This is a genomic window from Quadrisphaera setariae (assembly GCF_008041935.1).
Taxonomy (GTDB): Bacteria; Actinomycetota; Actinomycetes; order Actinomycetales; family Quadrisphaeraceae; genus Quadrisphaera; species Quadrisphaera setariae.
The window spans coordinates 116,379-134,318 of record NZ_VKAC01000005.1 but is presented as its reverse complement, the minus strand read 5'-3'; the positions used below and the strand labels follow the sequence as shown (position 1 = coordinate 134,318).

18 protein-coding genes are annotated in these 17,940 nt (G+C 74.2%); 6 read left to right on the top strand and 12 right to left on the bottom strand.

Annotated elements, in window-relative coordinates:
* Entirely contained in the window at positions 1-270 is a 270-nt protein-coding gene (locus tag FMM08_RS09595; RefSeq protein WP_147926144.1) for a hypothetical protein, read from the bottom strand.
* On the opposite strand from FMM08_RS09595, the gene FMM08_RS09590 reads away from it, so the two are divergent.
* Both FMM08_RS09590 and FMM08_RS22985 read left to right on the top strand, forming a co-directional pair.
* Positions 260-673, top strand: coding sequence for a hypothetical protein (locus tag FMM08_RS09590; protein WP_147926143.1), 414 nt, complete (start codon positions 260-262; stop codon positions 671-673). The genes FMM08_RS09595 and FMM08_RS09590 overlap by 11 nt on opposite strands.
* A gap of 197 nt (positions 674-870) precedes the next feature.
* Positions 871-1,992 carry a hypothetical protein gene (locus tag FMM08_RS22985; protein WP_187279661.1) on the top strand — a complete coding sequence of 374 codons (1,122 nt, stop codon included), beginning with the start codon at positions 871-873 and terminating at the stop codon, positions 1,990-1,992.
* Between the two features lie 32 nt (positions 1,993-2,024).
* Here FMM08_RS22985 and FMM08_RS09580 read toward each other — a convergent pair whose 3' ends face one another.
* From FMM08_RS09580 to FMM08_RS09540, 9 genes are all read right to left on the bottom strand, one after another.
* Positions 2,025-2,879 (bottom strand): substrate-binding domain-containing protein, encoded by an 855-nt coding sequence (locus FMM08_RS09580; RefSeq protein WP_147926142.1) that lies wholly within the window; start codon positions 2,877-2,879, stop codon positions 2,025-2,027.
* 183 nt (positions 2,880-3,062) lie between these two features.
* The gene (locus FMM08_RS09575) at positions 3,063-4,184 is read right to left on the bottom strand and encodes a Gfo/Idh/MocA family protein (RefSeq protein WP_255472222.1); all 1,122 of its coding nucleotides are present in this window, start codon (positions 4,182-4,184) and stop codon (positions 3,063-3,065) included.
* A complete protein-coding gene (locus FMM08_RS09570; RefSeq protein WP_147926141.1) occupies positions 4,181-5,068 on the bottom strand; it encodes a ThuA domain-containing protein in 888 nt (295 codons plus the stop codon). Before FMM08_RS09570 ends, FMM08_RS09575 begins: the two co-directional genes overlap by 4 nt.
* Positions 5,069-5,115: 47 nt before the next feature.
* Complete coding sequence (locus tag FMM08_RS09565; protein ID WP_147926332.1) at positions 5,116-5,868, bottom strand: carbohydrate ABC transporter permease; 753 nt, start codon at positions 5,866-5,868, stop codon at positions 5,116-5,118.
* A 131-nt stretch (positions 5,869-5,999) separates the two neighbouring features.
* Entirely contained in the window at positions 6,000-7,001 is a 1,002-nt protein-coding gene (locus FMM08_RS09560) for a carbohydrate ABC transporter permease (protein WP_147926140.1), read from the bottom strand.
* A gap of 11 nt (positions 7,002-7,012) precedes the next feature.
* Positions 7,013-8,248, bottom strand: a complete 1,236-nt coding sequence (locus FMM08_RS09555) for a sugar ABC transporter substrate-binding protein (RefSeq protein WP_147926331.1) — start codon at positions 8,246-8,248, stop codon at positions 7,013-7,015.
* A gap of 159 nt (positions 8,249-8,407) precedes the next feature.
* Positions 8,408-9,460, bottom strand: a complete 1,053-nt coding sequence (locus FMM08_RS09550; RefSeq protein ID WP_187279660.1) for a LacI family DNA-binding transcriptional regulator — start codon at positions 9,458-9,460, stop codon at positions 8,408-8,410.
* A 272-nt stretch (positions 9,461-9,732) separates the two neighbouring features.
* Positions 9,733-10,248 carry a DUF427 domain-containing protein gene (locus FMM08_RS09545; RefSeq protein ID WP_147926138.1) on the bottom strand — a complete coding sequence of 172 codons (516 nt, stop codon included), beginning with the start codon at positions 10,246-10,248 and terminating at the stop codon, positions 9,733-9,735.
* A gap of 87 nt (positions 10,249-10,335) precedes the next feature.
* Entirely contained in the window at positions 10,336-10,548 is a 213-nt protein-coding gene (locus FMM08_RS09540) for a hypothetical protein (RefSeq protein WP_147926137.1), read from the bottom strand.
* A 262-nt stretch (positions 10,549-10,810) separates the two neighbouring features.
* On the opposite strand from FMM08_RS09540, the gene FMM08_RS09535 reads away from it, so the two are divergent.
* The 3 genes from FMM08_RS09535 to FMM08_RS09525 all read left to right on the top strand — a co-directional run bounded on the left by FMM08_RS09535 (position 10,811) and on the right by FMM08_RS09525 (position 13,598).
* The gene (locus FMM08_RS09535) at positions 10,811-11,560 is read left to right on the top strand and encodes a neutral zinc metallopeptidase (RefSeq protein ID WP_147926136.1); all 750 of its coding nucleotides are present in this window, start codon (positions 10,811-10,813) and stop codon (positions 11,558-11,560) included.
* 104 nt (positions 11,561-11,664) lie between these two features.
* The gene (locus FMM08_RS09530) at positions 11,665-12,078 is read left to right on the top strand and encodes a DUF805 domain-containing protein (protein WP_147926135.1); all 414 of its coding nucleotides are present in this window, start codon (positions 11,665-11,667) and stop codon (positions 12,076-12,078) included.
* A gap of 152 nt (positions 12,079-12,230) precedes the next feature.
* Positions 12,231-13,598, top strand: a complete 1,368-nt coding sequence (locus FMM08_RS09525; protein ID WP_147926134.1) for a UDP-glucose dehydrogenase family protein — start codon at positions 12,231-12,233, stop codon at positions 13,596-13,598.
* 36 nt (positions 13,599-13,634) lie between these two features.
* Here the strand turns inward: FMM08_RS09525 and FMM08_RS09520 are convergent, their stop codons facing one another.
* Positions 13,635-15,314, bottom strand: coding sequence for a glycoside hydrolase family 16 protein (locus FMM08_RS09520; RefSeq protein WP_147926133.1), 1,680 nt, complete (start codon positions 15,312-15,314; stop codon positions 13,635-13,637).
* Between the two features lie 149 nt (positions 15,315-15,463).
* Positions 15,464-16,657: an aminotransferase class I/II-fold pyridoxal phosphate-dependent enzyme gene (locus FMM08_RS09515; RefSeq protein ID WP_147926132.1), complete on the bottom strand. Its 1,194-nt coding sequence runs from the start codon at positions 16,655-16,657 to the stop codon at positions 15,464-15,466.
* 78 nt (positions 16,658-16,735) lie between these two features.
* Between FMM08_RS09515 and FMM08_RS09510 the strand changes: the two genes are divergently transcribed.
* Positions 16,736-17,893, top strand: coding sequence for a glycosyltransferase family 4 protein (locus FMM08_RS09510; RefSeq protein ID WP_222710611.1), 1,158 nt, complete (start codon positions 16,736-16,738; stop codon positions 17,891-17,893).
* Positions 17,894-17,940 lie beyond the last annotated feature (47 nt).

The following is a 17,940-nucleotide window of genomic DNA, read 5'->3' as shown; positions in this document are numbered from 1 at the left end:
CTACGGACCGCCCTCGTCGACGCCCCCTTCGAGCACGCCTGCGCGGACGCCCTCGTCGGCCCCGCCCCAGGTGCCCAGCCCGGCGCAGTCAGTGGTGCCTCCCCAGACCGCCTGGCAGCCGCGGTGGACCGCGACGTCCGACGGGTCCTGGGCGAGCGCGTCCACCACGGGCTCTGCCGCTCCGGGTGCGGGCTCTGCAGCCTCTGGCGCGGGCGCGGTGTCCGGGCCGCCTTCGGCGTCGCCGTCGTCCACAGCCGGGGTGCTCGCCACGGCCTCCGGCCGCCACGTGGACGGGTCGGCGCTGGTCGACGCGCTGCGGGAGGGCGCCGAGCTCCAGCAGGGCAGGGCGCACCACCGCGCGACCGGCCCCGTCGACACGGTGCAGCTGCTCTCGGCGGTGGTGGGCGGCGCCGGTGACGGCCAGGACTCCGCCGACGCGGCCCCCGGGACCTCCCTCGGCGCGCTGGCGGCTCCGGCGGGCGGCGGGACGTCGCTGCTGTCGACCACCGCCGCTGCCCAGCGGACCGCGGCGGTGGGCTCGCCCGACACGCTGCTCCTGCTGACCACCGCGGGCGCTGCGCTGGCCCTGGCGGGGACGGTGCTGGAGACGGCGCGCCGGCAGCGGGTGCGCGCTGCCGTGGCCCGCGGGCGCGGGCGGCGCGCGCTGCGCTGAGCGACGCTGCCCCGGCGGGCAGCGAGACGTCACGACGCGTACACCGGAGGTGACGAAGAGTCGCTGACGTGCCGCGACGAGTGTCACAGCGACGTCACGGCGCGCCGGTCGGACTTCCCCCGTTCGTCCGCTTCGTCGCACGATGGGGTGCTGCGCGGCCCGCACGGTCCTCGCAGCGCGACGAGAGGGGAACGGCCGTGGAGGGCCTGCAGCACACCGGACCTGACGCCCGCCCCACGGCGCGCCGCGTGCGCGCGGCGGGTGTCGGCGCGCTGGTCGCGACCGCCGTCCTGCTCGCCCCCGGCACCGCCCTCGCCGCCACCTCCGGCGAGACCGGCACCGTCGGGGCGGCCGCCGGCGCTGACGCGGGCTCGTCGTCCACCAGCACGGGCGCAGGGGCAGGCGGCGCGGGCAGCACCAGCGGCTCCGGCTCCAACGGCTCCGGGACGAGCACCGGCGGTGCCGGCGGGTCGGGCAGCAGCGCGGGTGGTGCGGGCACCGGCACGACCACGGGCGGGACCGGAACCGTCGGATCCGGAACGGGTAGCACCGGCGGGTCGGGCACCAGCACGGGTGGTGCGGGCACCGGCACGGGTGGTGCGGGCACCGGCACGACCACGGGCGGAACCGGGACCATCGGGTCCGGAACGGGCGGCACCGGCGGCACTGGTACCGGCGGAACGGGCACCGGCACCGGCACCGGCACCGGCACCGGCGGCACGGGAACGGGGTCCGGCGGCACGGAGACCGGCACCGGCACGGCGACGCCGCCGCCCACCACGGCGCCCCCGGTCACCGCGCCGCCCACCACGGCTCCTCCGACGACCGCTCCCCCCACCACGGCACCCCCGACCACGGCCCCGCCCGCCACCACCGCCCCGGCCACGGCTCTGCCGTCGAGCGCCGCACCGGTCCCGGTACCGGCCTCGACCACGCCGCCGGCCGCGCCGCGTCCGTCGCGGGCGCCCGCGGCCGCGGCTCCGAGGGCGGCGTCGTCCGCGCCGTCGCTGGCCTCGCTGCTCCCCAGCGCAGCCTCGTCCGCCGCGTCGGCCCCGTCGGTGGTGCCGCTGTCCGACGCGGTGACCGTGGACGACCTCGGCGCTGCCGGGCAGCTCGCCCAGGCCGCCCCGGTGCTGCCGGAGGCCGCGAAGCTCGTGGCGGAGGGCGCGCAGACGCTGGGCCCGGTGGACGCGCAGTCGGCGCGGACGTCGGTGCAGGACCTCGCCGGGATCCTGGCCCCGCTGCTGGTCGGCGGTGCCCTGCTGGCGGGCGTGCTCGGCCTGTCGGCGCAGGAGCGCAAGCGCCGCCGCGCCCGCTGACCCGCTGACCCGCTGACCCGCTGACTCGCTGACTACCAGACGATCCGCGTCGCGGGAGTGCTCGCGCGGCGCGTGAGCCGCGGCTGCACCAGCTCGACGCGAGGCCGCGCGTCGTCGTCCTCGGTGGCGTCCATCAGCCGGAACACGGCGGCCACGGCGCGCTCGGAGACCTCGCGCGGCTCCTGGGACACGCTCGTCAGCGGTGGAGCCAGGGACGCGGCGAGCTCGTCGGTGCACAGCGCCACCACGGCGAGGTGCACGCCGGGTTCCAGCCCGCGGTCCTCGAGCGCCCGCAGCACCCCCGGGAGCGCTTCGTCGTGGGAGAGCAGCAGGCCGGGCAGCACGCCCTGCTCGTCCTCCTCGGACAGGACGACGTCGAGGGCGGTGTCCACCGAGGTGCGCTCCAGCTCGACCGGCGAGACCACCTGCAGCGGCAGGCCGCGGGTGCGCGCCTCCTGCAGCGCTCCGCGCTGGAAGCGGCGCACGTAGCCGATCCCGCGCTCGTTCGTGCTGCGCGGGTGCCCGAGCAGGGCCGCGGAGCGGCAGCCGGACGCGACCAGCTCCGCCACACCCAGGGCGCCGCCGGCGGCGAAGTCGACGTCGATGCAGTTCACGCCGGTGGGGTCCTCGGGGACGCCGATGAAGACCACCGGCAGGTCGAGCTGACGGGCCACCGCGATGCGCTCGTCGTGGGCCGCCACCTCCATGACGACGACGGCGTCGACGACGCCGCGGTCGGCGAGGCGCTGCAGGCCGGCGGCTCCCTCGTCAGCGGTGACGAGCAGGAGGTCGTGGTCGCGCTCGCGCAGGCTCCGGGCGACCGTCTCGACGAAGGGCAGCATGCCCACGTGGTCGGACCGCGGGCCGAAGGGCGCCACGAGCCCCACCACCCGTGACCTTGGACGAGATCTCACCGACGCACCCCCGTTGCCGCGCGCTGAGGCCGGTCAACGTACCGCACCCCCTCTGACCTGCGGCGATCAAGGGAGCCGGGCACGCGGGACGTGCGCCGCTCCCTCGATCGCCGCCGGGTGGGGAGGGGGTGCGGGTGGAGCGGAGGAAGGCGGAGGTCAGCCGCCGAGGGCGGTGCGCACCGACGTCCACGAGCGCAGCTGCTCGCGCACGTCCTCGCGGCGCTCCTCGGCCACCGCCTGCTCCCAGGCGCGGGTGAGCACGTCGTCCAGCTGGACGCGGTGCCCGACGGCAGCCGACTCGACAGCGGCCTCCACCATCGCCTGGCTGAGCACGTTCTCGTGCACCTCGCTCTGGGGCGTGGTGCGGGTGCGCAGCGCCTCGACGAAGACCGCGAGCGCGCCGGCGATGCCGTCGTGCGGGAGGCGCGCTCCGGGCTCGGGCACGGCGGTCCCCTCGTCGGCGACGTCGACGGTCGGCTCGTGGTCGCCGTCCCACAGGGCGCTGCCCTTCTCGCCGCCCGCGCGCCAGGCGCCGTTCCACGACGTCTCGGCGCCCGGTGCGCACCAGGAGCCGTTGAAGACGTAGCGGGCGCCGCCGGCGAACTCGAAGACGGCGGTGGCGGAGGCGTCCCCGGCGTACCAGCTCCAGGTGGGGTTCCACTCCTCGCAGGTCACCGAAACGGGCTCGGCGCCGAGCAGGAAGCGGGCCATGTCGAACTGGTGGATGGCCATGTCGACCAGCAGCGGGTGCGCCATCTCGTCGCGGAACCCGCCGAAGTGGGGGGCCTTGAAGAAGTCGGTCTGCAGCAGGCCGACGGCGCCGAGGCCGCGCAGCAGGTCGCGGTAGGCCCACAGCTGGGGGTTCCACCGGCGCGACTGGCTGACCATGAACAGCTGGTCGGTGACCTCGGCGGCCGCCACCAGCGACAGGGACTGCGCGAGGGTGGCCGCGCACGGCTTCTCCCCCAGCACGGGCAGCCCCGCGAACAGCGCCGCCGTGGTCACGGGGTGGTGCGCGCCGGGCACGGTGATGTCGAGGACGGCGGTGGCGCCGGTCTGCTCGGCCAGCGCCACCGCGTCGGTGCCCACGGCGACGTCGGCGTGCCCGCGCTCGGCGAGCTGGCGGCGCGCGGCGTCGAGGTCGAGGTCGACCAGGCCCACCAGCTCGACGTCGGCCGACTCGGCGACCATCGACAGCCAGGCGCCACCCATGGCGCCCGCGCCGACCTGCACGACCTTGAGGGCGTCCGCGCGCCCGGTGGAACCCGTCCCGATCACGAGCCCACCCTCGCAGACGGGTCGAGAGCGCCGGTGTAGTCGAAGCCGCGGTAGAAGTCCTCGGTGTCGTGGCGCAGGAGCACGGGGTACTCGCGGCGGGCGCGCAGCGTGACGGCCCACTCCACGGCGTTGGCGATGACCCTGCGGACGCCCGGGTGGAAGTACGTGGGGTAGTCCTGGTCTCCGGGGCGGAAGTAGAAGATCTTCCCGTGGCCGCGCTTGTAGGTCATGCCGGAGCGGAACACCTCACCTCCGGAGAAGGTGGAGAGGAAGACCAGCTCGTCGGGGGCGGGCACGTCGAAGAACTCGCCGTACATCTCGTCCTCGTCGATGACCATCGGGTGCGGGATCCCCTGCGCGATGGGGTGCGTGGGGTCGACCGTCCAGATGAGCTCGCGGTCGTGCTCGGAGCGCCACCGCAGCGTGCACGTGGTGCCCATGAGCTTGGTGAAGATCTTCGACCAGTGGCCGGAGTGCAGCACGATCAGGCCCATGCCCTCGAGCACGTGGCGGTGCACGCGCTCGACGACCTCGTCGCTGACCTGGTCGTGGGCGGCGTGACCCCACCAGGTGAGCACGTCGGTCTCGCGCAGCACCTCCTCGGACAGGCCGTGGTCGGCGCCCGAGTCGAGGGTGGCGGTGCGGACCACGGCCCGCTCCCCCAGGTGCGCCTCGATGCCCTCGGCCACCGCGCCGTGCATGCCGGTCGGGTAGCGCTCGGCGACCTCCGGCTCGTTGCGCTCGTGGACGTTCTCGCCCCACACGGTGACGCGGATCGGCCGGCCGGTGGCGGCGACGCTGGTGTCGGTGCCGCGGTCGGGGCCGGTCACCGCGAAGCGGCGTCCGCCCTCTTCGCCGTGGTCGCCGGTCTGCATGTCTGTCATGGGGGTGGTGCTCCCTGCGCTGTTCGTGGGGCTGTTCATGGGGGTGGTCACTTGACAGCACCCCCCGTGACGCCGGCGGCGACGTACCGCTGGGCCACGAGGAGCAGGACGATGGCGGGCAGCGACGACAGGACCGCGGTGGCCATGATCGGCGACCAGTCGCTGACGTAGGTGCCGATGTACTGGTAGAGGCCCAGGGTCACCGGGCGCACGTCCTCCGTCGTCGTCAGGGTCAGGGCGAACAGGAAGTCGCCCCAGGCGAAGAGGAACGTGAACAGCCCGGCGGTGATGAGGGCGTTGCGGCTCATCGGCAGGACCACGGAGACGAACGCGCGGAGCTGGCCGGCGCCGTCGACGCGGGCGGCCTCGACGATGGACGGCGGGATGCTGCCCATGAACGCCCGCATCACGATGATCGCGAACGGCACGCCGGCGGTGGAGTCCGCGAGGATCAGGCCCGGGATCGAGTTGAGCAGGCCGAGGTCGCTGAAGGCGCTGTAGAGGGCGTTGGCGACGACGATGCCGGGGATCATCTGCGTGATGAGCACGCCGAAGAGCACCCAGGTCGCCCAGCGGATCCGGAACTGCGCCAGCGCGTAGGCCGCCGGGGCGGCGATGACGAGGCTGAGGACGACGGACCCGAGGCTCACGACCAGCGAGGTCACGAGGTTGTGGCCCTGGTCGTTGAAGGCTCGCACGTACCCGTCCAGCGAGGGCGCCGCCGGGAACCACGGGGTGGCCACGGCGCCGCCGCCGCTCTGGAGGGAGACGTTGACCATCCAGTACAGCGGGAACAGCATCACCGCGATGATGACCACGCCCGCGGCCGTGGAGACCCACCGGTGCGCTGATGGACGGCTGACCTTGGCGGCGCTGGTGACGGGTGCGCCGCCGTCGCCGTCGGTGGTCGTGGTGGAGATCGGGACGGCGCTCACTCGTCGACCGCCTTCCGGTTGAGCCGCAGGTAGATGACGGCGAACAGCAGCGACAGGAGCACGAGCACGTTGCCGAGCGCAGCGCCCTGGCCGAAGTCGAACTCCTTGAAGGACGTGAAGTAGCTGTAGGTGGCGATGGTCTGGGTGCTGTTGGCGGGGCCGCCGTTGGTCAGGCCCAGGATGATGTCGAGCACCTTCAGCGTGTAGACCACGCCCAGCACCAGCACCACGGTGACCACCGGGCGCAGCAGCGGCCAGGTGATGTGGCGGAAGGCGCGCCAGCCGGTGGCGCCGTCCAGGGCGCCGGCCTCGTAGAGCTCCTCGGGGATCTCCTGCAGGCCGCCGTAGAGGATGGTGGCGTTGAACGGGATCCCCAGCCAGATGTTGACGCCGATGACGGCGATGAGGGCCAGGGAGGTGCTGGTCAGCCACGCCGGGTTGCCGTCCACGAACGGCAGGGCGCCCAGGAAGCGGTTGAGCGCGCCGTAGTCGGTGTCGAGGATCCAGCGCCACACCGCCGCGGAGGCGATGAGCGGCACCAGCCACGGCAGCAGGAGCAGCGCGCGCAGCACGTTGTTCAGCGGGAAGGACCTGCGGAAGAACACCGCGATGGCCAGACCGAGGACGAACTGGCCCAGGATCGAGCCGGCGGTGAAGAGGACCGTGTTGAGCAGCGCCTTGTCGAACAGCGAGGAGCTGAGGACGGCGGAGTAGTTGTCCAGCCCGACGAAGGGCGCCTCACCGGTGAAGAAGGTCTTGGTCGTGTACTCCTGGAACCCCATGAGCACGTTCTTGACCACCGGGTAGCCGAAGAACAGGACCAGGTAGACCAGGGCGGGGACCAGGAAGGCCAGCTCCGCGATCCGGGCCTTGGTGCGGGCGGACGACCGGCCGGACCGGCCGTCCCGGGACGGCGGCGTGGCGCCGCCGTCCCGGGACTGCCGAGCAGCCGCGCCGCTCGCGGACGCGAGCGTGCCCGCGTCTGCTCGGGTGGACATGAGGTTCCCTCTCAGCCGTTCTGCGCGTCGGCCAGGGCCTGCTCGGGCGTCTTGCCGCCCACGATGGCCTCCTGCATGGCGGTGTAGATCTTGGTGGCGGCGTCGGGCCACTTGTCACCGAGCTCACCGGTGCGGGCCCGCAGGTCGGGCACCAGGTCGGCGAAGCCCTTGACGGCCGGGTTGGTGGCTCCGTACTCCTCGGCGATCGCCGTCTTGGTGGGGACGGTGTTGTTCTTCTCGGCCAGCAGCTTCTGGTTGTCGTCGGAGTTGATGCACTTGACGATCTCGGCGGCCTTGGCCTGCTTGTCCTTGTTCCCCGTCTCGGGGACGGTCCAGGTCTCGCCGCCCAGCGGGGAGACGGTGGGCTCGCCGGCCTGCGGGGCCGGGATCGGGACGACGCCGTAGTCGATGCCGGACTCGGCCAGGCTGGGGAACTGCCAGGGGCCGTTGACCATCATCGCGGCGTTGCCGGCCTTGAACTGGTCGTTGACGTCGGCCTGGGTCCAGTTGACGGCGGACTGGGAGATGGAGCCCGCCTTGAACATGTCCACCCACAGCTGCAGGGCCTTGGCGGCCTCGGGGGTGTTGATGTCCTTCTCGTCGCCGCCGGCGGACCAGAAGAAGGGCAGGAACTGCCAGGTGCCCTCGTAGGTGTTGATGGCCGACAGCGCCAGGCCGTACTTGCCGTCCTTGGTGAGCGCGGCGGAGGCGGTCTTCAGCTCGTCCCAGGTCTGCGGGGGCTGGATGCCGGCGTCGGCGAGCGTCTTCTTGTTGTAGAAGAGCGCGATGGAGTTGGTGATCGGCTGCAGGCCGTAGAGCTTGCCGTCGTAGGTGCTGGCCTTGACGATGCCGTCGGCGTAGCCGTCGGTGGAGACGTCGAACTGCGACAGGTCGGCCAGGGCGCCGGAGGCGGCGATCTGCTGCAGGTCGGGGTTGTCGAGCATGAGGACGTCGGGCATGGTCTTCGACTGCGCCTGCTGGAGCACCTTGGCGATGAGGTCGGAGCCGGGGATGTGCACGATGTCGATCTCGACGCCCGCGGTCTGCGCGCAGGCCTTGTAGACGCCCTCCCAGACGGTCTTGCCCGGGTCGTCGTTGTAGTAGTCCTGGATGGTCAGCTTCGCCGAGCCGCCAGATCCGGTGGAGCCCTCGTCGCTGGAGCCGCCGCCGCAGGCGGCGAGGGAGAAGGGCAGCAGCACCGCCGCGCCAGCGGCCAGCGCGGTGGTGAGAACTCGACGTCGAGCCATGGTGGTCATCCGTTCCTCCCCGCGTCATCGCGGGGTTCGTCTGCGGCTGGGGTCCCAGCCGTACCGGTTTCTGACGTGCAGTGAGTGCTGGGGCACTCGCGGTGGTCGATGCGTATCGATGACGGTCCGGTCGATGCGGGGCCTCCTCCCCCGCAGGGGTCAGGCCGTGAGCTGGGCGGCCGCGAGGGCCGGGGGCAGGGCGGTGCTGGCGCGGCGCGTCAGCCGGGGCTGGACCAGCTCGATGCCGGGCGCCTCTGCGTCCGCGGGCGCCTCGAGCAGGCGGAACAGGGTCTCCACCGCGCGGCGCGACACGTCGCGCGGCTCCAGGGAGACGTTGGTCAGCGGGGTGGTGAACTCCTCCGCCGCGGCGTCGGTGCTCATGGCCACCACACCGAGGTGCCGGCCGGGCACGAGGCCGCGGTCCGCCAGGGCCCGCAGCACGCCCGCAACCCCCTCGGTGTGCGGCAGCACGAGGCCCGGCAGCTCGCCCTCGTCGCTCTCCACCGAGAGCACCTCGTCGAGCGCGGCGTCGACCGACGCCCTCTCGAGCTCCACGGGCGACACCACGGTCAGCGGCAGCCCGAGCCGTGCGGCCCCGGCGTGGACGCCCTCGAGGAACCGGGGGACGTAGTTGATGCCCCTGTCGATCTCCGCGGAGGAGTAGCCGAGCACCGCCGCGCTGCGGCAGCCGACCGCGGCCAGCTCGGCGACGGCGAGGGCTCCGGCGGCGTGGAAGTCGAGGTCGACGCAGGGCAGCCCGGCGCGCTCGTCGGGGACGCCGATGAGGATCACGGGGACGTCGAGGCCGGCGGCCACGGGGATGCGCTCGTCGCGCGCCTCGACCTCCATGACCACGAGGGCGTCCACGATGCGGCGGCCGGCCACGCGCACCAGGCCGTCGGCCCCCTCGTCGTTGGTGACGAGCAGCAGGTCGTGGTCGTGGTCGCGGACGCTGCGGGCGATCGTCTCGATGAAGGGCAGCAGCCCGGAGTGGTCCGACGTCACGCCGAACGGCGCGACCAGGCCGATGACCTGCGTGCGCTGGCTGGCCAGGGCGCGGGCGCCGGCGTTGGGCTGGAACGTCAGCTGGGCGATGGCGCCCTCGACGCGCTTGCGCGTCTCCGGGGAGATGGGGCGCTTGCCGGACAGCACGTAGGAGACGGTGCTCTGGGAGACGCCGGCCAGCTTGGCCACGTCACGGCTGGTGGGCACCAGAGCACCTCCTTCGCTGCTCGCGTCCGCGTCGTCGTCGATACGGATCGATGACGAGGAAGGTAGGGGCAGCTGGCACCACCTGGCAAGGCCCCGTGACGCAGTCGTGACCTTCTGAGCGGAACGCAGTGTGATCACCAGCGGGCACCGCGGGACAGACGTCGCCCGCCCGGAGCACCGCGGAGCGGCCGAGGTGACCGAGGTGGCCGAACCCCCATGATCACGCAAGGTCGTCCGTGGTCATGGGCGGTCGGCCACCTCCGGAGCGGCGGTCACCAGCCCCAGGTGCCGGGGGCTCCCTTGAAGGGGCCGACCACGTCGTCGGTGATCCAGCCGGCGTAGAAGCCGCCCTCCTGGGGGCGCGCCACCTCGCCGTCCACGGAGCACACGAGCCGGGCCGGGCGCAGCGACAGCATCCCCGCGACCGCCTCGAAGCCGCGCGAGGGCGTCTCGTAGCTCCACGCCGCCGCCTCGAGCACCTCACCGCGCGGGGTCACGACGTCCCAGTAGGTGGCGCGGCCCTTGAACTCGCACGAGGTCTGCGGCGCGGCGCTGGGGCGCAGCCGAGAGGCGTCGACGTCGGCCCGGGGCACGTACCAGGTGGGCGGGTGGCTGGTCTCCAGCACGCGCACGGCGCCGGTGGTGTCGGCGAGGACGCCCCCGCCGTCGTCGTCGGAGAAGGCCACCACCACCCGCTTCGACGACGGTGAGACGGCCGGGGGGCGCGGGTAGTCCCAGACCGACTCCTGGCCGGGGCCGGCGGGCTCGGGGACGGGGCGTGGGCTCACCCCCGCATGGTGCGACGACGGCCCGTGGTCCGCGAGCAGACGACGCTGTCTGCGCGCGGGCCGCGGGCCGTCGGCGAGCGGGAGCCGTCAGGCGGCGGCGAGCACGGCGCGCAGCGCGCGCACCGGGCGGGGGGCCTCGGCAGCCTCGGGGCGGTCCGCGAGGACCTCGTCGAGCACCTCCATGAGGGCGGGGCGCGCGGGCGCGGCGGCGGACGTCCGCGACTCCCAGACGCCCAGCACGACCACCCCGAGGACACCGACGACGACGAGGGCCAGCAGCGCGACGGCGAGGAGGATCACGCTGAGATGTTCGGCGCGCGCGACCCCGCGGCGGAACGGCCTGCGGCGTGTCGCGAGCGTGTCGTGTCCACACCGTGACCCGTCGTGTCCTTCCCGTTATCTCTCCAGGTCAGAGGGCGGTTCTGCGATCTCTGCACGAGCTCTCCGGACGCCGCAAGGCGCTTGCAACCCGGGCGCAAGCGGACACCGCCAGGTTCCTCCTCGTCACCCAGACGGCCCACGGGAGAAGCCCGGGGCCCTGTGAGGAAGGAACCCCTCCGCCATGTCCGCCACCTCCCCCCGCACCGCCTCCCGGACGACCGCGCGGGGCTCCCGCCGCACCGCCCGCCGGGGCTTCGCCGCGGCCCTGGCCGCCGCAGGCGCCGTCATCGCCGCCGCGGTCCCCGCGGCCGCGACGCCGGCCGCGGAGGACGTCACCCCCGAGCAGGAGCTCACCGACGCCCTCACGGTGGTGGACCAGTACTGGACCGACAACTACGAGTGGTACTTCGGCGAGGAGTACACCGCGCCGCTGGTCTACACCGGCTCCGAGGGCGTGCAGGGCATGTACACCTCCGGCGTCGACAGCTACGCCTGCGGCGGCGAGGAGGGCCTGGTGCCCTCCAACGCGCTGCACTGCGCCGAGCCCGTCGGCGAGGACTGGATCGCCATGAGCGACGACCTCCTCCACGAGGGCACGGCTCAGATCGGCGACGCCTTCGTCTACGCGGTGGTGGCGCACGAGTGGGCCCACGCCATCCAGCAGCGCCAGCCGGGCTGGACCGCCCCCTGGACGGAGCTGCAGGCCGACTGCATCGCCGGCGCCACCCTCGCCGAGGCCACCGACCAGGGCCTGCTGTCGTGGGACGAGGGCGACGAGGAGGAGCTGGCCGTGGGCCTGCAGGCCGTCGCCGACGAGACCGGCTGGACCGACACCACCTCGCACGGCAGCGCCGAGGAGCGGATCGCCTTCTTCCAGCACGGCGTCGACGAGGGCGTGGAGGGCTGCCTCTACGACGGCCTGCAGCCGTGACCCCGCGGTGAGCGCCTGACCAGCGCTCACCGCCCTTCGCCGGTCAGCCCGACCGACCCGACCACCTGCGTCCCGCAGCTCACGAGACCCCCTCAGGAGAAGCCATGTCCCCCGTCCAGGCCGTCACGTCCGCCCTCCGCCAGTACGCCGTCTTCAGCGGTCGAGCCTCCCGGTCGGAGCTGTGGTGGTTCGTCGGCGCCTACTCCGCCGCCGCGATCACCGCCTCCGCCATCGACTCCGCGCTCTTCGTCGGGGTGCTGGGCGTCCCGGTGACGCCGCTGACCTTCCTGGTCATCGCGGCGTCGGTCGTTCCCATGCTCGCGGTGACGGTGCGTCGCCTGCACGACTCGGGCCGCTCCGGCGCGTACTACTTCATGAGCTTCATCCCGCTGGCCGGGCCGGTGCTGCTGCTCGTCGCGCTGTGCACGCCGTCCGACCCGCTGCCCAACGCCCACGGCGCCCCGCGCGGCGGGGCCGTGGCCGGGTTCGCCCCCGGCTACGGCTACCAGCAGGTCTGACCCACCCGCGTCGCCGCAGGTCAGCGGCCCCGTCCCGCGGGGCCGCCGGCCTGTGGCCCGGTGGGGTGATCTCCGCGCCGGTCGTGCCGTCCGGAAGGGTGCCTTCTCCCGAGCGCCCCCACCGCCCCGTGCGCGACGAGCATCATGGCCGCATGACGACTTCCCCCTCCTCGGTCGAGAGCACCGCTGAAGGTCTGGCCCCTCTGCGCGTCGGAGTGGTGGGCCTGGGCTACCTCGGCGCCGTGCACGCGGCCTGCATGGCCGAGCTCGGCCACGAGGTCGTCGGCTACGACATCGACCAGGCCAAGCTCGACGCCCTCGCCGCCGGCCGCGCCCCCTTCTTCGAGCCCGGCCTTCCCGAGCTGCTCACCCGCGTCACCTCCGGCGAGGCGGACGGGTCCATCGCCTTCACCACCGAGGTGGCCGACCTCAAGGCCTGCGAGGTCGTCTTCGTCTGCGTGGGCACCCCCCAGCGCAAGGGCGAGCTGGCCGCCGACACCACCTACGTCCAGCGCGCCTTCGAGTCCCTGGCCGACGTCGTGGAGGGCCCGGCCCTGCTGGTGGGCAAGTCCACCGTCCCGGTCGGCACCGCAGCCCGCCTCGCCGACGACCTGGCCCACCGCGCCGGCCACCTGGAGCTGGCGTGGAACCCCGAGTTCCTGCGCGAGGGCCACGCCGTCACCGACACCCTCGCCCCCGACCGGTTCGTGCTGGGGGTGACCAGCGAGCGCGCCGAGGCGCTCCTGCGCCGCGTCTACGCCCGGCCCATCGCCAACGGCACCCCCGTGCTGGTCGCCGACTACCCCACCGCCGAGCTGGTCAAGACCGCCGCCAACGCCTTCCTCGCCACCAAGATCTCCTTCATCAACGCGATGGCCGAGGTCTGCGAGGCCGCCGGCGGCGACGTGAAGGTCCTGGCCGACGCCATCGGCCACGACGACCGCATCGGGCGCAAGTTCCTCAACGCCGGCGTCGGCTTCGGCGGCGGCTGCCTGCCCAAGGACATCCGCGCCTTCATGGCCCGCGCCGGGGAGCTCGGCGCCGACCAGGCCCTCACCTTCCTGCGCGAGGTCGACAGCATCAACATGCGCCGCCGCGCCAAGGTGGTCGACCTGGCCCGCGAGGCCTGCGGCGGCTCCTTCATCGGCCGCAAGATCGCCGTGCTGGGCGCCGCGTTCAAGCCCCACAGCGACGACGTGCGCGACTCCCCCGCCATCTCCATCGCCGCCATGGCCCGCCTGCAGGGCGCCGACGTGGTGGTCACCGACCCCGAGGGCGTCGCCAACGCCCAGCGCCTGTGGGGCGACCTGACCTACGCGGTGGACACCGACGAGGCGCTGCGCGGTGCCGACGTCGTCCTGCTGCTCACCGAGTGGCCCCAGTACGTCCAGCTCGACCCCGCCCACGTCGCGTCCCTGGCGCGCGGGCGCCAGGTCATCGACGGCCGCAACGTGCTGGACGCCGCCGCCTGGCGCGCGGCCGGCTTCACCTACCGCGCCCTGGGCCGCCCCAACGCCTGAGGACGACGACGAGCAGCACCGCGGCTCGTCCCCGGCTCAGGTGTAGACGCGGACCCAGTCCACGTAGAGGTCGGTGGTCTGGCCCGTCGCCGCGAGGTCGACGGGCCAGCCGCCGCCGGTGGCGAGGTCGAGCATGAAGAAGAACGGCTCGTCGGTGTGCGACAGCTCTCCCAGCGACGCCACGCGGCGTCCGTCGAGGTAGAACTGCGCGTCGCCGTCGCCGACCTCGACGCCGTACGTGTGCCACTCGGCCGCCCAGTCCATCGGGTAGCCCTGGCAGGCCTTCTGGCCGCCCTTGACCGGGCCCCAGCTGTGGGTGGTGTGGCAGGCGGCGTCGGTGTCGTGGCCGTACAGCTCCACCGCGTCGACCTCGGCGGCGCTGCCGTCGGCGCGGCCGGTGCCGCTGGAGCTGTTGAGCATCCAGAACGCCGGCCAGGAGCCGGGCCCGGGGGCGCCGAGCATGCGCGCCTCGAAGTAGCCGTGCTGGGCGCTGAAGCCGGACCCGCCCCAGCGCTGGGACGAGAGGATCCCCGCGGCGTGCGCCTGGCCCCAGGTCTGCTTCGGCGCGAGCACACCGATCGGCTGCGCGCGCACGCGCAGGTAGCCGCCGGGCAGCGTCGCGAGGGTGCCGGCGCCCCAGGCCGGGTCGGCGAAGAGGGCGTCGCCGAACTGCGAGCCGCCCCACGGCTCGGGCTTCACCGCGGCGTACCGGGTGCCCCAGCCGGAGGCGCTGACGGACAGCGGCGCGTCGAAGTCGTCGCTGTACTGCAGCGTCATGCCCGCCGGCGGGCTGGAGCCGGCCGGCGCCGACGGCGTGGAGGCCGCCTGTCCGCCGGAGCGGAACAGCTGGGCGTAGAGCGGGTCGAGCGCGGCGCCCGCCGTCGTCGTCCCGGTGACCTTGAGCGCGAACGGGCCCTGCGGCAGCCGCCGCACGTCGGCGGTGAGCACCGCGCGTCCGCTGGCGTCGGCGGTGGCCGTGGCCGCGCGCCGCAGCGGCAGGTCGAGGGCGTTGCCGCTGGGCACCGACAGCCACGCCGTGAGCTGGCTGCCCGCGGGGGCGCCGACGACGACGGTCGCCGCGGCGTCCACGCTCGACCCCGGCGTCGGGCAGGCCAGGGTCAGGCGGCCCGCGAGCGCCGGTGCCACGGGCGCGGCCGAGCTCGGGCAGCTGGCGGTCGCGGGGGTCACCGCGTAGGTGGGTGAGCCCGCGGGGGCCGCCCACTGCGGCGGGGTGGTGCCGGCGTCGTAGGCGGTGAGCTCGCGCAGCGCCACGGGCGCGGAGGCGATCTGGCGGCGCAGCTCCAGGCGCACCCAGGTCACCCAGCGCGGGGTGAAGGCGACGGTGGTGGGCATGCCAGCGCCGGCGGCGATGCCGGGCACGTCCACGGAGGAGCCGTCGGAGAAGCGGAGCGTGCCGTAGAGGGCGGCGGCGGTGGACTGCGCGGGGTCGGAGGCGTCGGCGGTGGAGCCGAACACCTGCACGCTGGCGGTGCGGCGGGCGCTGGGGAAGGTCAGCTGCGCCCACGGGGCGGTGTCACCGCTGCTCGCGGACCACTCGGCGCCCAGGCGCGCGGAGGCCGGAGCCCCGTCGGACAGGGCGGCGGCCTCGCCGCTCGACGCCGTCGCGGTGGTGGTCGGGCCGGCGGCCTGCGCTCCGGCGAGCGGGGTCACCAGCGCCGCGGCGGCGAGCACCGCGGCCAGCGCAGACCTCCGCATGCTCCGACCCTCGCAGCAGGTAGCGCGTCACCGCGGGAGGCTGCGCCCCGGCGCGTCGCCCCCTGGGACCGCGAGCGGTCGCCCGGCTGCGGTTCCCGAAGCGCTCCGGACCGCAGCCAGGCGCCCGGCTGTGCAGGGGTGGGACGGCGTCAGCCGAGCTTGGTCAGGCCGCGCTTGAGCTGGCGGGCGGCCTGCGCGATGCGCTGCTCGTTCTCGATGAGCGCGAAGCGCACGTAGTCGTCGCCCTGCGGCCCGAACCCGACGCCCGGGGAGACCGCCACGTCGCACTCGTTGACGATGAGCTTGGCGAACTCGATCGACTTCAGCTCCGCGTACGGCTCGGGGATGCGCGCCCAGGCGAACATCGTCCCCCGGGGCTTCGGCAGCGCCCAGCCCGCGCGCTCCAGGCCCTCGACCAGCGCGTTGCGGCGCGACTCGTACACCGAGGAGGTCCACTGCGGGTACTCGAGCTCCTCGTTGAGGGTCACGGTCGCCGCGATCTGGATGGGCTGGAACGTGCCGTAGTCGAGGTAGCTCTTGAGCTTGGCGAGGGCCGCCACCACCTCGCGGTTGCCCACGAGGAACGCCACGCGCCAGCCGGCCATCGAGTACGACTTGGTCATCGAGTACAGCTCGACGGCCACCTCCTTGGCGCCCTCGCACTCGAGGATCGACGGGGGCTTCCAGCCGTCGAAGGTGGTGTCGGCGTAGGCGAAGTCGTGCACGAGCACCACGTCGCGCTCGCGCGCCCAGTCGACCAGGCGCTGCAGGTCCTCCTTGGACGCGATCGCCGTCGTCGGGTTGTGCGGGAACGACAGGACGACGACGCGGGGCTTCGGCCAGCCGTACTCCCACGCCTCCATGACGTTCTCGACGTAGTCGTGGGCGACGCCGTTGGCGTCCTTCGGGCCGATCGGCACCTGCCGGGCGTCGGCGCCGGCGAAGTACGGGCCCCAGATGTGGATCGGGTAGGACGGCGACGGCACGAGCGCGGCGTCCCCCGCCTGGAGCAGCACCCACATGAGGTGGGAGAACCCCTCCTTGGCGCCGATGGTGCTGATGACCTCGGTGTCGGGGTCGAGGTGCACCCCGAAGCGCCGCTGGTACAGCCCGGCGACCGCCTCGCGGAGCTTGGGCAGCCCGCGCGAGGAGGAGTAGCGGTGGTTGCGGGAGTTGTGCGCGGCCTCGGCGAGCTTCTCCACGGCGGTGGCCGGGGAGGGCAGGTCGGGGTTGCCGAACCCCAGGTCGACGACGTCGCGGCCGGCTCGGCGCGCCTGCTGCTTGAGCCCGTCGATGATGGTGAAGACGTACGGGGGCAGGCCCTGGATGCGCCGGAACTCCATGGCCGGTCACCCTACGTCCGCGGAGGTCACCGCGAGCGGGCCAAGCGGGCGCAGAAGGCCTCGTGGTAGGCAGCCCCCGTGACCTCGACTCCCCGGACGCGCAGGCCCCGCTGGCTCGTCATGGCCACGCACGTCCCCGCGTCGGGGCGCCTGGGCGGCATCGTGAGGTACACGGTGGAGGTGGCGCGGGCGCTGCAGCGCCGCGACGACGTCGAGGTGCACCTGCTGACGTCCGCCGCTGCCGCCGGTCCGCTGGCCGAGCTGGTGGGCGGGCCCGCGCGCGTGCACGCCGTGCCGGCCGTGCTCGACGGGCGCGCCGGTCCGCTGCTGCCGCCGTACGAGAGGTTCGTGCTGGGGTGGCGGCTGCGGGGCGGCTTCGACGTCGTCCACGGGTCCAAGCACCTCGTGCCGCAGCGCGCGCCGGGCTTCACCGCCCGCACGGTGCTCACCGTGCACGACATGATCCTCGCCGACCGGCCCGCGGACTTCCCCGCCGCCAAGCGCGTGCTGCTGCAGCGCCCGTACGCCGCCTCGATCCGGCAGGCGGACTCGGTGATCTGCGTCAGCGCGGCCACGCGCGACCGGCTGCTGGCCCACCACCCGCAGGTGGCCGGCCGCACGTCGGTGGTGCTGTCGGCCACCAGCCCCGCGCTGCTGCAGGCGCACCCGACGCCCGTTGAGGTGCTCGCCGGGCGCCGCTTCGGGCTGGTGGTCGGTGACACGACGCAGCGCAAGAACGTGGCGACGGCGGTCTCGGCGTGGGCGCGGGCGCTGCGCGCGCACCCCGAGCACGCCGACGCGGTGCTCGCGCTGGTCGGCCCGCCCGCGTGGGGCACCGAGGCCTACGGGCCCGACCACGCCGCGCTGGCGGCCTCCGGCCACGTGGTGCAGCTGCAGGGCGTCGACGACGCGAGCCTGCGCTGGTGCTACGAGAACGCCGCCGTGGTGCTGGCCCCCAGCCTCGTGGAGGGGTTCGGCCTGCCCGCGGTGGAGGCGCTCGACCTGGGCGCCCCGCTCGTGACGAGCACGGACGCGGCGCTGGTGGAGGTCAGCGGTGACCGCGCGCAGCACGTGCCCGCGCTCGACGTGGACGGCTGGGCCCGCGCCGTGGCCGACCACCTGCACCTCGACGCCCCGGGCCGGGGGCGCTCGGCACCGGCCTCGTCCCCGCAGCCGGCGCGGACCTGGGACGACGTCGCCGAGGACACCGTCCGCGCCGTCCTCCGCCGCGGCTGAGCCGGCGGCGGGCGCCGCGCTCGTGTCCAGCGCTGTCCTCACGGGGG

Excerpts from the sequence above, each read along its gene's own strand:
- FMM08_RS09570 (WP_147926141.1), bottom strand. The coding sequence starts at position 5,068 with ATGACAGACATGCAGACCGGCGACCACGGCGAAGAGGGCGGACGCCGC.
- FMM08_RS09565 (WP_147926332.1), bottom strand. The coding sequence starts at position 5,868 with ATGCTGTTCCCGCTGTACTGGATGGTCAACGTCTCCCTCCAGAGCGGC.
- FMM08_RS09560 (WP_147926140.1), bottom strand. The coding sequence starts at position 7,001 with ATGTCCACCCGAGCAGACGCGGGCACGCTCGCGTCCGCGAGCGGCGCG.
- FMM08_RS09555 (WP_147926331.1), bottom strand. The coding sequence starts at position 8,248 with ATGGCTCGACGTCGAGTTCTCACCACCGCGCTGGCCGCTGGCGCGGCG.
- FMM08_RS09535 (WP_147926136.1), top strand. The coding sequence starts at position 10,811 with ATGTCCGCCACCTCCCCCCGCACCGCCTCCCGGACGACCGCGCGGGGC.
- FMM08_RS09530 (WP_147926135.1), top strand. The coding sequence starts at position 11,665 with ATGTCCCCCGTCCAGGCCGTCACGTCCGCCCTCCGCCAGTACGCCGTC.
- FMM08_RS09525 (WP_147926134.1), top strand. The coding sequence starts at position 12,231 with ATGACGACTTCCCCCTCCTCGGTCGAGAGCACCGCTGAAGGTCTGGCC.
- FMM08_RS09520 (WP_147926133.1), bottom strand. The coding sequence starts at position 15,314 with ATGCGGAGGTCTGCGCTGGCCGCGGTGCTCGCCGCCGCGGCGCTGGTG.
- FMM08_RS09515 (WP_147926132.1), bottom strand. The coding sequence starts at position 16,657 with ATGGAGTTCCGGCGCATCCAGGGCCTGCCCCCGTACGTCTTCACCATC.